The sequence below is a fragment of the Thermocoleostomius sinensis A174 genome (assembly GCF_026802175.1).
Classification (GTDB): Bacteria; Cyanobacteriota; Cyanobacteriia; order Elainellales; family Elainellaceae; genus Thermocoleostomius; species Thermocoleostomius sinensis.
The window spans coordinates 869,113-882,591 of record NZ_CP113797.1 but is presented as its reverse complement, the minus strand read 5'-3'; the positions used below and the strand labels follow the sequence as shown (position 1 = coordinate 882,591).

At 49.1% G+C, this 13,479-nt stretch carries 8 protein-coding genes; 7 read left to right on the top strand and 1 reads right to left on the bottom strand.

The window, feature by feature from the left end; genetic code table 11:
- Positions 1 to 8: 8 nt before the first annotated feature.
- From OXH18_RS03825 to OXH18_RS03795, 7 genes are all read left to right on the top strand, one after another.
- Positions 9 to 3,680, top strand: coding sequence for a response regulator (locus tag OXH18_RS03825; RefSeq protein WP_268611093.1), 3,672 nt, complete (start codon positions 9 to 11; stop codon positions 3,678 to 3,680).
- A gap of 227 nt (positions 3,681 to 3,907) precedes the next feature.
- The gene (locus OXH18_RS03820; protein ID WP_268611092.1) at positions 3,908 to 4,762 is read left to right on the top strand and encodes a CheR family methyltransferase; all 855 of its coding nucleotides are present in this window, start codon (positions 3,908 to 3,910) and stop codon (positions 4,760 to 4,762) included.
- On the top strand, positions 4,762 to 5,343 hold the full coding sequence (locus tag OXH18_RS03815; protein WP_268611091.1) for a chemotaxis protein CheB: 582 nt from the start codon (positions 4,762 to 4,764) through the stop codon (positions 5,341 to 5,343). Before OXH18_RS03820 ends, OXH18_RS03815 begins: the two co-directional genes overlap by 1 nt.
- A 3-nt stretch (positions 5,344 to 5,346) precedes the next feature.
- Positions 5,347 to 7,503 carry a hybrid sensor histidine kinase/response regulator gene (locus OXH18_RS03810; RefSeq protein ID WP_268611090.1) on the top strand — a complete coding sequence of 719 codons (2,157 nt, stop codon included), beginning with the start codon at positions 5,347 to 5,349 and terminating at the stop codon, positions 7,501 to 7,503.
- Between the two features lie 631 nt (positions 7,504 to 8,134).
- On the top strand, positions 8,135 to 10,675 hold the full coding sequence (locus tag OXH18_RS03805) for a hybrid sensor histidine kinase/response regulator (protein ID WP_268611089.1): 2,541 nt from the start codon (positions 8,135 to 8,137) through the stop codon (positions 10,673 to 10,675).
- Positions 10,676 to 10,837: 162 nt separating this feature from the next.
- Complete coding sequence (locus OXH18_RS03800; RefSeq protein ID WP_268611088.1) at positions 10,838 to 11,257, top strand: pentapeptide repeat-containing protein; 420 nt, start codon at positions 10,838 to 10,840, stop codon at positions 11,255 to 11,257.
- Positions 11,258 to 11,343: 86 nt separating this feature from the next.
- Positions 11,344 to 12,444 (top strand): pentapeptide repeat-containing protein, encoded by a 1,101-nt coding sequence (locus tag OXH18_RS03795; protein ID WP_268611087.1) that lies wholly within the window; start codon positions 11,344 to 11,346, stop codon positions 12,442 to 12,444.
- Positions 12,445 to 12,470: 26 nt separating this feature from the next.
- On the opposite strand, the gene OXH18_RS03790 is transcribed toward OXH18_RS03795, so the two are convergent.
- Positions 12,471 to 12,704: a hypothetical protein gene (locus OXH18_RS03790; RefSeq protein WP_268611086.1), complete on the bottom strand. Its 234-nt coding sequence runs from the start codon at positions 12,702 to 12,704 to the stop codon at positions 12,471 to 12,473.
- Positions 12,705 to 13,479 lie beyond the last annotated feature (775 nt).

Below are 13,479 nucleotides of genomic sequence, written 5' to 3'. Positions count from 1 at the left end.
CTAGAAAATTGAATCCTGCTCTCAACGGAGCACTCACGTTTGTATTACTCATGCTGCGTCGGTTAAAAATCGGTTCTAAGATTGGATTGAGCGTTGCTCTGGGCGTATTGCTATTTAGTGCCTTGGGGCTGCTATTTTACACCAGTGCGCTGCAATTGGTAAACCGATCGCGTTGGGAAACCCACACCTATGAAGTATTGTCCAAGCTAGAAAGCTTGTTGGTAACGGTCATCAATGCCGAGACGGGACAACGGGGATACCTCCTCACAGAAGATGAACGCTTTCTTGAGCCGTACACCACAGCGGTAGAGGTCGTTGACGAGCAAATCCGCGATCTACGTCCATTGGTTCAAGATAATCCAGAGCAACAGGCGCGGTTGAACGATTTAGAATCGGTAATCAAGCGGCGACTGGGAATTCTGCAAGACGCTATTGAAATTCGCAACACAACTGACTCGGTTGACAGCTTGGCCCCGTTGCTAGAACAAGGCCGGCAAGCCATGGCTTCTGTCCGCCAAATTGTGCAAGAGATGGGAGCCGAGGAACAACGATTGCTACAAGAACGATCGCAGGCAACCAATGCATCCTCGCGACGAATGGTGTATGCCCTCACGATTGGAATTCCGCTGTATGCCATCCTTCTCAGCTTGATTGGCTTGGTGTTGGCTCGTAATATCTCGAACCCCCTGCGTAAATTGTCCGCCGCTACTGAGCGCGTGGCCGCTGGCGATCTCTCGGTGCGTTTACCTGTACCCAATCGTCACGATGAGGTAGGTCAATTGGCTCAAGCCTTTGATCAGATGTTAATCAATTTACGAGAAACAACCCAAAAAAACCAAGAACAAGACTGGCTTAAAACCAACCTCAATCACTTTGTTCAATTGCTTCAGGGACAGCGCAACCTAGACACGGCAGCCCGATCGATTTTGTCGCAGCTAGCTCCCTTGGTAAATGCCCAACAGGGCTTGTTTTACCTAATGATGGAAGATGCCGATCAACCAGCTTACCTGAAATTGCTCAGCACCTATGCCTATCAAGAGCGCAAACACTTAGCGAATCGGTTTCAAATTGGAGAAGGATTGGTGGGGCAATGTGCCCTTGAAAAACAGCGGATCTTGCTTACCCAAGTGCCAGCAGACTATATCAAAATCAGTTCTGGTCTTGGGGAAGCTACTCCACTTAATCTCGTTGTCTTACCAGCGGTGTTTGAAGATCAAGTCGTTGCAGTCATCGAATTGGCGTCTTTATATGTGTTCGATCGAATTCACCTACAATTCCTCGATCAGTTAGCAGATAGCATCGCCATTTTGTTTAATTCAATTTCGGCAACGATGCGAACTGAAGAGCTATTAAAGCAATCCCAAGGATTCACAGAAGAGCTACAAGTACAACAGGAAGAACTCACCGAGAGCTATCAACGCCTAGAAGAGCAGACCCGATCGCTTCAGCGTTCAGAAGAACTATTACGGCAACAACAGGAAGAACTGCGGCAAAGCAACGAAGAGTTACAGCAACTGAATGAGGAACTAGAAGAGAAATCAGAATTATTGACGCTGCGAAACCGAGAAGTTGAACAGAAAAATCTAGCCCTAGAACAAGCTCGACAGGATATTGAACTCAAGGTCGAACAATTAGCTCTTAGTTCCAAATACAAATCGGAATTTTTAGCTAATATGTCGCACGAGTTGCGAACGCCATTGAATAGCTTGTTAATTCTGGCACGGCTGCTGTCAGAAAACAATGAGGGCAATCTCACTGACAAACAAGTGGAATATGCTCGCACGGTTTATGAAGCAGGAACCGATTTACTGTCACTCATTAACGATGTGCTGGATCTAGCCAAAATTGATTCTGGCACGATGATCATCGAACCCAGCAAGACATCATTGCCCGATCTCTGTGCCCAACTCGAGCGAACCTTTCGTGAAGTTGCCAATGCGCGTCATCTAGACTTTCATCTCCATCTAGATAGCCACTTGCCCTCAACACTTTATGTTGACTCAAAGCGGCTTCAGCAGGTCTTGAAAAATCTACTGGCTAATGCATTTAAGTTCACGGAACAAGGACAGGTGCAGTTGCGGGTCTATCCAGCCCGTGATGGGTGGAGTCCCGATCGAGACTCTCTTCAATCGGCCGATCGGGTAATTGCCTTCGCCGTACAGGATACCGGGATCGGCATTGCGCCCCATCAACACGAGGTCATTTTTGAAGCCTTTCAACAGGGAGACGGCACCACATCGCGTAAGTATGATGGCACTGGGTTGGGGTTATCCATCAGCCGCAAAATTGCCCATCTCTTGGGAGGAGAAATTCGGCTAGAAAGTGAAGTAGGCAAGGGCAGCACCTTTACCCTCTACTTGCCTCAGTCGAATTTGCCACAACCGCTGGCAACGGTTTCGCCCGTCCCCTCCGAGGCCCCTGCCCTTCCACCCCAACCAATTCACCCAACCACAGCCCTGCAAGAAACGGCTGAAATCCCAGACGATCGCCATTCCATTACCGCTAACGATCAAATCCTGCTAATTATTGAAGATGATCTCAAGTTTGCGCAAGTGCTGCTGGATCTGGCTCGTCAACAGGGCTTTAAGGGCATCGTCACAACTCGTGGCAGCCACGGACTGGCGCTAGCCAAAGCGTTTAACCCAGACGCGATTATGCTGGATGTCCGCCTGCCAGACTATGACGGTTGGATGGTGTTAGATCAACTTAAGCATAATCCGACGCTACGCCATATTCCTGTTCACATCATGTCGGTAGAAGAAGGCCGACAACGCAGCCTGCAACTGGGGGCGATCGCGCATTTGCAAAAACCCATCAGCCGTGAAGAACTAACCCAAACCCTCATGGGGCTTCGAGATTTTGTCGAGCGGCCGGTCAAAAACTTGCTGATTGTTGAAGATGATGAACGGCAGCGACGCAGCATTGTTGAATTGATTGGCAACGGCGATGTTCAAAGTACAGCCGTGGGGAGCGGAGCCGAAGCCTTGGCTGCACTGAAGTCCGATCGGTTTGATTGTATGGTGTTAGACCTGGGTTTACCGGACGTAGATGGGTTTGCCCTAATTGAGCAAATCAAGCAACAAGCAGATCTTGCTTACTTGCCCATCATTATCTACACAGGTCGGCAACTGACAGCCTCCGAGGAAACACGGCTGCGGCAGCTTTCAGACACCATTATCGTAAAAGATGTGCAGTCACCAGAACGCCTCCTCGATGAAACCGCACTGTTTTTGCATCGTATTCAAGCAAACTTACCGGATTCACAACGGCAAATGTTGCAACAGTCTCAGCAACAAGACCCCATCCTTGTTGGAAAAACTGTGTTGATTGTAGACGATGATGTGCGCAATATCTTTGCCCTGACAAGTCTGCTAGAACAATATCAAATGCACGTCCGATATGCCGAAAACGGCCGTGATGGCATTAGTCTACTGCAAGCTAACCCCGATATTGATTTAGTACTAATGGACATCATGATGCCGGAAATGGATGGTTATGAAGCAATAAGTGCCATTCGCCAAATGGAGGAATTGAAGTCGTTACCAATCGTGGCACTGACCGCAAAGGCGATGCAGGGCGATCGCGAGAAATGTTTAGACGTCGGAGCCTCGGATTACATCACCAAACCAGTTGATACCGAGCAATTATTATCGCTGCTGCGGGTTTGGCTGTATCACTAATGGGATTAATTATCCCTCGCCATCTCCATTCCAACCAAACCCTACTAAAACCAACCCATCAACACCGATCTATGAAAATGAATAAAACCCTCAACGCAAAAATCAGCCTTCTGATAGTTTTTATCTAGACTCTAACGGATTAAGCTAAACGAACCGGGATTTTAAATTTGCGAAAATCGGTGTGCTCAATCCGACTGGTTTCGTTCTCCTGACTGCTGTTACTCTCCATGTCCATTCCTCTCATTCCAGTCATGCCAGCAGCTAAATCTACCTTAGAGGACATTGAAATTCAACTGCTGTTGGAGGGGATTTATCAGTACTATGGATTTGACTTTCGCGATTATGCTCTCGCTTCCTTAAAACGACGGGTGCGCCGAATTATGCAATCTGAGGAAGTCAGCACAATTTCTGCCTTGCAGGATCGGATTTTGCATGATGCTAACTGTCTAGAACGGTTTTTAATTGGGTTAACCGTTCACGTCACTGCAATGTTTCGAGATCCCAGTTTTTTTGTCACCTTTCGGCGACGAGTCGTTCCACTCTTGCGTACCTATCCTTTCATTCGTATCTGGCATGCTGGTTGCTCTACGGGGCAAGAAGTGTACTCGATGGCAATCTTGCTGCACGAAGAAGGGTTATATCACCGCTGCCGCATCTACGCCACAGATATGAATGACTATGTTTTGCAACAAGCCAAAAGTGGAATATATTCCCTAAGGCTGATGCAGGAATATACGCATTTGTATCTTCGCGCGGGTGGAACCCGATCGTTTTCGGAATACTATACAGCCGCTTATGAAAATGCCATTTTTCGATCGTTTCTTAAAGAAAACGTTGTGTTTTCGCAACATAATTTAGCCACGGATAACTCCTTCAATGAATTCAACGTTATTCTCTGTCGTAACGTTTTGATCTACTTTAATTCCACCCTGCAAAAACGAGTGCATCAATTGTTTTATGACAGTTTGTGCTCGTTTGGGATCTTGGGTTTAGGGCGGCAAGAAACGCTGAAACTCACGCCGTTTGAACAGCACTACGAAGAACTCGATCGGGACAATCGGCTGTATCGGAGGTTGCACTGATGGCAGTGGAAGCCGTTGAAATTGTGGTAATTGGAACATCGTTAGGAGGGCTATCGGCATTACAGGTCATCCTTCGCAACTTAAGCCACCAGTTTCCAGCGGCGATCGCCATTGCTCAGCATCGTCACAAAGAGTCGAACGCCCAATTAAGTCAATTTTTACAACAGCACAGTTCCATGCCCATCAAAGAAGCCGAAGATAAAGACCTGCTTCATCCGGGTCATGTCTACCTCGCACCACCCGATTATCACCTGCTCGTTGAGCCAGGCTATCTGTCCTTGTCTACAGACGAGCCTGTGTCTTATGCTCGCCCGTCGATCGATGTGCTGTTTGAATCGGCCGCCGATAGCTATCATGAACGGACGGTCGGGGTGCTACTCACAGGAGCCAACCGCGATGGCGTTCAGGGCCTAGCCCGGATTGCAGCGGTTAATGGCCATACGATCGTGCAAGATCCAACAACGGCTGAAAATGCGACCATGCCCCAAGCCGCCATTCAATCGATACCCGTCGATCAAATCTTACCGTTGTCTGACATTGCGCCTTACCTCACGCATCTCTGTTTTTCTGTTCGGAGATAGCTCATGTCCTCAGATCCTAAAGTCAACATCCTTCTGGTTGACAATCATCCCGAAAATCTACTCGCCCTTGAAGCCGTCTTAAGCAGCCTGGGAGAAAATTTGGTGAAGGCAAATTCTGGGGAAGAAGCCCTGCGCTGTTTGCTGCATCAAGATTTTGCAGTCATTCTGCTAGATGTGCAGATGCCGGGAATGAACGGCTTTGAGACGGCAAACTTAATTCGCAATCGATCGCGCTCTCGACAAACCCCGATTATCTTTCTGACGGCATTTAGCACTAGCGATGACCTTATGTTTAAGGGATATTCGTTGGGGGCAGTCGATTATCTTCACAAACCGATCGACCCGATCATTCTTTCCTCGAAGGTGACGGTGTTTGTGGATCTGTTCCGTAAAACCGAAATGATCAAACAGCAGCGCCTAGAAGTAGAGCGACAGTCGGCTCAACTGAAGCGCATGAATGCCCAACTTCGCCAAAGCGAGGAACGATTTCGCCTGCTCAGCAGTTGTTCGCCAGTTGGCATTTTTCTGCTGGATATCGATGGGCAATGCACCTATACCAATCCTCGCTGTCAAGAAATTTGTGGGTTTACTGCCGAAGAAGGGCTAGGCGAAGGATGGCTACAGTTTTTGCACCCAGACGATCGCGATCGGGCAGTGGCGGCTTGGAAACGGTACATTCAAGAGTCGAAAGAACTGACCCATGAGTATCGATTTCAACCACCCACAGGGGCGGTACGTTGGACCCATGTGCGCACTTCTCCCATGTATTCAGCCCACGGTGAACTGATTGGCCATGTGGGCACGATCGAAGACATTACGGCTCGCAAACAGGCAGATCTGGTACGTGAACAAATGCTGCGCGAACAAATTGCCCGCCGCGAGGCTGAAACCGCCAACCGCATGAAGGATGAATTTCTAGCGGTGCTATCCCACGAGCTACGTACCCCCCTCAATGCCATGCTGGGCTGGTCACGGCTTCTGCGAACTCGTAAGCTCGATCAAAAAACCATCGATCGGGCCTTGGAGACTATTGAGCGCAATGCTACAGCCCAATCCCAACTGATTGAAGACATTCTCGATGTGTCAAAAATTATTCGTGGCAAGCTACAACTGAACTGGCTACCTGTGAATTTGGTATCCGTGATTGAAGCAGCCATCGATTCGGTGCGCCCCCAAGCCGAAGCAAAATCGATCGATCTGAACTTTTTAACCTCGGAGTCGGCTTACCACACTTGGGGAGATGCGGTGCGGTTGCAGCAGGTCGTCTGGAATTTACTGTCGAATGCTATTAAGTTCACGCCCGAAGCGGGACGGGTGACGGTGCGGCTAGACTGCTTCTCCTCAGACCAGTCCCCATCGCCAGCAGCAACCAATGATTCCTTAAGTAACGCATCACCAGACACTCAATCAGCCTTAACCACCGCCTCCCTTCCACCGCCCGATCGTTCCTCGTCAGTCCAAGAAACTGGTCATATGCAGATTACGATCACCGACACCGGCATTGGCATTAGCCCAGAGTTCTTGCCGCATGTGTTCGATCGATTTCGCCAGGCTGACAGTACCATCACGCGCTCTCACAATGGGCTGGGATTGGGCTTAGCCATTGTGCAACATCTAGTCGAACTGCATGGGGGCACGGTCGAAGCGGCTAGTGATGGAGAGGGACAAGGAGCCACTTTTACCGTCAAATTACCAATCCGTCAAACGTTTCAACCGGCTGTCACGGTCGATCCGATTGCGGCAGAAACTCAGTCTGTCTCGTTATCCGGCATCAATATCTTGTTGGTGGAAGACGAAGCAGACGCTCGTGATTTCCTCAGCTTTGTGCTGCAACAGTATGGAGCTACGATCGAGATTGCGCCTTCAGTGCAAGCAGCGCTGACTCTGTTGTCAGCATTTAACCCCGATGTGTTGATTAGCGACATTGCTATGCCCGGACAGGATGGCTACACGTTAATGCAGGAAATTCGATCGAAGCCGCACCTAGCACAGTTACCAGCCATTGCTCTCACTGCCTATTCCGGTGAAGCAGAGCAGGAGAAAGCCTTAGCTTCGGGGTTTGATGCTCATCTTACCAAACCCGTTGAGGTGCATCAGTTGATTCACACGATCGACCAAGTTATGAACACGAGCCACAGACTAGCCTCTCGTTCTCACTAACCTCGCTCTACAAGAGGTTGTTTGAAGCGAGGTTCCGGGTCTCTCCGGCGGGTGCAGGCTATCTGAGCCAGCATTGATACTGTTCACACATCCTCTAACGATCCTCCCCTCTCTCAATCTTACAAACCCTGGAAACTGTACCTAAAAGCCATGGCGAAATGATGGAATGAACCGTGGAAAAAGCTGAGCGATTTGTGTGTTATTTATTCTCATCTTGTTTGAATTCGGACAATTTGTCGTACTTACTAAGGAGGAGGCTGGCAACGGTTCGACTCGTTCTAGAGGATGATGGCAAATCCCCCGACAAATATTAAAACTTTTGGTATACGCGACAGCGTTCCTGTAACCGCTTGAGTCAAGCGCTTTTGGGTAACGCTTACATTCGGGTGCGGTTCATTCATAATCGCTGAACTAGTTGAAACTTTTTCTAGAACTTTCTATCCACAGTCCTTCCGAAACTTTCTAGAATTTGCTTCATTACGCTCTCCCTTGAGATGCGATCGCAACCTGCCCCGAATGGTCTATGTGGCATATATGGAACTGGGTTTCATTCTAGGCTAGGGTTTCACTGTTTCCCCTAGCCCATTTAAAACTATCGTTTCACATATTAACCTTCAGATGAGTATGATCAATGACGGCAATCCTGGAGAGTATCACCGATGGTGTTGCCATTTACGATCGCGATTGGCGCATCACCTTTATTAATCAACGGGGGGCCCAACTGGCCGGACAATCTACAACCGACCTGCTAGGCAAACCCATCTGGGAGGTTTACCCGGAAGCGCTGAAAACTGAGTTCTACCAGAAGTTACAGTCTGTTTTTGAGACCGGAGACAGTACACGGTTTCAGATTTTCTACGAGCCACTGAATGTTTGGCTGGGGGTACGGGCCTATCCTTTGCCGATCGGCATGCTGGTGCTGTATGAAGATATCACCGAGTGGAAGCAAGCCGAAGTTGCCCTCAATGCCAGGCTACAACAAACGCACACTCAATTAGAACAGCAAACCTCGCGCCGTCGCCGAGCCGAGGAAGCGCTGCGAGCTACCAATGAAGAGTTAGCCGAAATTTTTGAAAGCATTACCGACGGCTTTTGCGCGATTGATGGGCAATGGCGATTTACATACATCAATCAGCGGGCTGAACGGATTCTAGAACGCCACCAAAGCGAATTATTAGGACGAAATGTTTGGGAGGTGTACCCCCACGTAGTGAATACTCGGTTGTATTATCACTGCGATCGAACCGCTCGTAGTCGGGTCTCAACTCAATTTGAATACGAATGCTCCACCTTAAACCGCTGGTTTCAGATCAATCTCTATCCAGCCCGAGATGGGATTGCTGCCTACTTCCAAGACATCACATCCCGCAAGCAAATCGAGCGCATTTGTGATCAACTGCTACAACAAGAGCAAATGGCGCGGCGGCGGGCAGAATTGGCAAATCAGCGATGTGCATTTTTGTCAGAGGCCAGCAACATTTTGGCATCATCCTTAGATTATGAAACGACATTGAGTAATGTGGCGCGGTTAACCGTGCCCGTGTTGGCAGACTTTTGCTTGATTCACAAGCTTGAAGTGGATGGGGTCTTGAAACAGGTGGCAGCCGTCCATCGCCACCCAGACAAACAGGCGCTTGTGGATGAGTTGAGCCATTTATATCAAACCTCCATGCAGACCCCTGACAACTTGCTAGCTCGGGCCCTGCAAACCTCAGGTCCGGTGTTAGTGACCGATCCGCTCACACTGCATCCCATTTCTCAAGACCCACGGGTCATTAGAATTTCTGTCGAACTAGCTCCTCGGGCGTTGATTATTGTGCCGTTGATTGCGCGTGGACAAAAGCTTGGCACAATGGTGTTAGCCATTGCCGAGTCCGATCGCGACTATGACCCGCTTGACCTATCGGTGGCAACGGATTTATCTCAACGGGCGGCGATGGCGATCGATAATGCCCGTCTTTACCAACAACTGCAAGAATCAAATCGCCTCAAGGATGAGTTTTTAACCACCCTATCTCACGAACTCCGCACACCTTTGCATACCATTGTTGGTTGGACTCAAATGCTGCGGTTGCGTTCCTTCAATGCCCGCACACTGGATCAAGCCCTGGATGCAATCGAACGCAAGGCGAAAGCACTCACGCAGATTGTCTATGATCTGCTGACCATTTCGCGGGTAATTACTGGACAGTTTCGACTGAAACCAAGTTTTCTGTGGTTGAGTTCGATCGTTCAAGAGACGGCGGAATCTCTGAAATTGGCGATGGATGCCAAGGACTTGCACCTGAGCCTCAATTTAGACCCAACCGTTGGCCCCGTCCGGGGAGATTTGCGCTACCTGCGACAAGTCGTATGGAATTTACTGTCGAATGCCATGAAGTTTACCCCTCGGCATGGGCAAATTACCATCTACCTTCAGCAGATCCACGATCGGGTGCAACTCCAGATTCAAGATACAGGTCAGGGGATTACGCCTGAATTTTTACCCCACGTGTTCGAGCCGTTTCGTCAAGCCGATGGCAGTTCAACCCGATCGGGGCAAGGGTTGGGGCTGGGCTTAACGCTGGTGCGACACTTGGTAGAACTGCATGGGGGGACGATAGCAGCGGTCAGCGACGGCGAAGGGCAAGGAGCCACTTTCACGGTTGAAATCCCTCTAGCCAAAATTCATGCAGACGCCAATCCACTGATGAACCATCATCAGAATGGGCCACTCGATAGCAACCCAGACCCTAGTCTAGGTAACGTTCCAGATCCCATAACCGATAGCATGATCGAGCTTTGCCCCTTACACAATCTGCAAGTTTTATTGATCGATGCGAAATTTCATTCACGTGACCCCTTGGCTGTGCAGATGGAAAACGATGGGGCCGAGGTGATTGCAGTAGCCTCTGTGTCCGATGCGGCTGGGCTGGTTGAGCACTTTAGCCCCGATGTGCTGCTGATCAACATCACAACGCTGACGGAGCGCGATATGGAGTTGATTGCGCGAGTCAAGGCTCTATCAACGGCTGAAGGGCGACCGCTGCCATTGATTGCCTTAACGACTAAAAGCAGTGAAGATGAACGGCTGCAAGCGCTGTCTATGGGATTTCAGGTCTACTTGTCAAAACACGTCCATCCAGTAGAATTTGCAACCGTCGTAGCCGCGATCGCACGAACCCAGGCATAATTCTCTTTATTCTCTTTAAACAAAGACTATTGACCTGCCATCGTCTCATTCTCGATAATATTGACGCATTCTGCGAATGCAACGGATAACAGAACTTTTAGCAGAACTTCGCCAGAGCTTCTAGCTAGCAGTTCAATCTTGGGTTTTGTGAGGACGATCGACATGAACGCTGAAGAGCTTTTAGCGCGGTATGCTGCTGGTGAACGTCATTTTGAAGCGGTAAACTTGGCGAGGGTTTCGCTGGCAGGAGCCAACTTAAGCGGCATTAATCTAGATCGCGCCAACTTGGTGGAAGCCAATTTAAGTCGCGCTAACTTGAGTGGAGCCAGTTTTCAGGAAGCCAATCTGGCCAGGGTGAACTTGACCGAGGCTGACTTAAGTCGGGCATTTATGCTGAAGGCCAATTTAACCGAAAGCCAATTGAGTTCGGCACGGCTCGTTGGTGCGGTGTTGGTGGAGGCAAACATGAGTCATGCATTTTTGTTTGAAGCGAATCTTGAAGATGCCAAATTAACTGATGCGCTGCTGGTGGGAGCGGTACTCCCCGATGGCACAGAGCAACAGTCGGCAAAATTTCCATAATCTTACGGCTGTCCTCTCTGAGTCAGTTTCAGGGAGCGATCGCCCTAGCAGAGACCTCCTCCTCGATTCGGGATACGCCCCTTGCTATGAAAGCTGCTGTAGAGTTAACGATTCTGTTTGCGATCGCGCTAACGGTAGTGGGGTGGCTGGCTGGCAACACGGGAGTCAGCTTAATTGGGACTGGAATCGCGCTGATCCTATCTACCGCTGTCATTGGACGGGTTGGCTTGCCGGCTCTGCGCAATGTGCTGACACCATCACAGTGGCGATCGACCGCCGCTCACCTAGGAATTGTTGTCGCTAGTAGCGGCTTGTTCCTCATGAGTCCAATTGGGCAGCGCGCGATCGCTACTTTTTGGCAGCTAGATTGGCAAAAAGTCAGCACCCTCGGATCGATTTTGGGAGCATTAGGGCAAATTCTGATCGCTATGCTAGCCGTCTATGTCTCTTGGCAGCAATATGTCATTTCTAAAGATTTGACCATTCGCTCAAATACTATCACTCAACAGCAAACCATAGATGCTTACTTTGATGGCATTGCAGAACTCATGTTGACGGAGGATGGACTGTTAGAAGATTTTCCGATGGAACGAGCCATCGCCGAGGGACGGACTGCTGCCATTTTGAGTAGTATCGATGCCAGTGGCAAAGCGAAGGTATTACGGTTTCTGTCGCGATCGGGGTTAATTACTCCCCTCAAACGCGATCAGTTATTGGGACGGCCAATTCTAGACGGCAGGGGAGTCTATTCAGAAGATCGGCAGGCTGGGTTGCGTGTCATTCATTTGGGGGTGATGCTAGCAGGCGCTGATTTGGCAGGTACCGATCTACGGTGGACTGATCTCAGCGATATCAATCTGATCCGCGCCAATCTCAGCCATTGTGACCTAGTTCGTGCCAACCTAGCCCGTAGCATTTTGTCTGAGGCCTGCTTTGCCGGAGCCGACTTACACCGCGTTCGCTTCTTCTATGGCAAGTCAACCACTGCAACCCCCCGCACTGCCATCCATCAACCCAATTACGCCAATGGTGAGTTTACCGGAGCCGTGATCGAGGGGGCAGATTTCACGGGAGCTAAACGGCTATCACCGGCTCAGCGCTACTACTGCTGCGCATGGGGTGGGCCAAAAACTCGCAGCACAATTCCGGGTGGGTGCGAGGGCATTCCCGATCGGCTTGAGTCATGATTCCCGTGAAAACCAAGAACCCGAAATTAGGCTCCTAGCTGCGCTAGCGAATGGATCACAATATGACTAACGGGCAGGCTATCTTGCTCACGAATATGATAGGCAACCTCTTCGGCAATCTCTTGTCCAGTTAAAGCCCGATCGCTAATCACTCGGCAGCGAGTGCCTTGAATCTCAATTTCGTTCTTGTGTCCAGCGTAGGCGGTGTAGTTGACAAGATAACGATGGCGGCTCTGAAATAGTGGCTTGAATTCGAACATAGAGACGGTTCTCCTTTTGGATGAATAATGTCAAAGGTCAGCGCGACAGCACCCGATGGCTGACCATGGAGAGATTGCGATCGAAACCCAAATCAAGCGGTTGCCGATCGAAACCACACTATAGGTAGACAGAGTAGAGATAAGGCTCCAATTATAAATACCCAGGTTTTTGCTAAGACTCGCCAATAAATTACGGATTTTACGACAGAAACTAATTATTAGACGGATAAAAATTAAGAAAATTGGAAATGTCTAGCAGATAACTTCAAAAGGGCAACAAAATTTGATACTGTAGCCAGTACATAGATAGACGAGCTTCCTCCGGATGTCTTCACTGGATTTTGCGCTAATTGGAGCCATGGCTCATCGCCTAGAGTGTGAGGTTCAGCTTAGACATCAGACAGAGTAGACAGAGAAAATTGGGTTTCCTAACAACAAACTGACTGGCGAATCATCAAGTTGGGTTTCCAGACAAGCATTGTTCTCATTGGTTCGATCGACAACTCTTACAAAAATTGGTGGTGAATCGAAACTGTAGACTGTAAAGGCTGTAGATCGCAGGAATTTATGAATGGCCTCTATAGATTCCAAGTTCTATGGAGGTGCACCTGGTAGGCTGTTACATAGTCGCGATTGTAACAACGTTGATCGTCAATAGTATTTGGGTTTGACTTTAATAATTAGGTCAATTTTCCTTATCATTCCTAGCTCTTGTCCTAAGAGTTTACATCTCAGGAATTGTTGAAATATTGGCAAGCCATGTGCTTGTGTGTAG

Coding starts and splice junctions, on each gene's coding strand:
- OXH18_RS03795 (WP_268611087.1), top strand. CDS start 11,344: ATGAAAGCTGCTGTAGAGTTAACGATTCTGTTTGCGATCGCGCTAACG.
- OXH18_RS03820 (WP_268611092.1), top strand. CDS start 3,908: ATGTCCATTCCTCTCATTCCAGTCATGCCAGCAGCTAAATCTACCTTA.
- OXH18_RS03805 (WP_268611089.1), top strand. CDS start 8,135: ATGACGGCAATCCTGGAGAGTATCACCGATGGTGTTGCCATTTACGAT.
- OXH18_RS03790 (WP_268611086.1), bottom strand. CDS start 12,704: ATGTTCGAATTCAAGCCACTATTTCAGAGCCGCCATCGTTATCTTGTC.
- OXH18_RS03810 (WP_268611090.1), top strand. CDS start 5,347: ATGTCCTCAGATCCTAAAGTCAACATCCTTCTGGTTGACAATCATCCC.
- OXH18_RS03815 (WP_268611091.1), top strand. CDS start 4,762: ATGGCAGTGGAAGCCGTTGAAATTGTGGTAATTGGAACATCGTTAGGA.
- OXH18_RS03800 (WP_268611088.1), top strand. CDS start 10,838: ATGAACGCTGAAGAGCTTTTAGCGCGGTATGCTGCTGGTGAACGTCAT.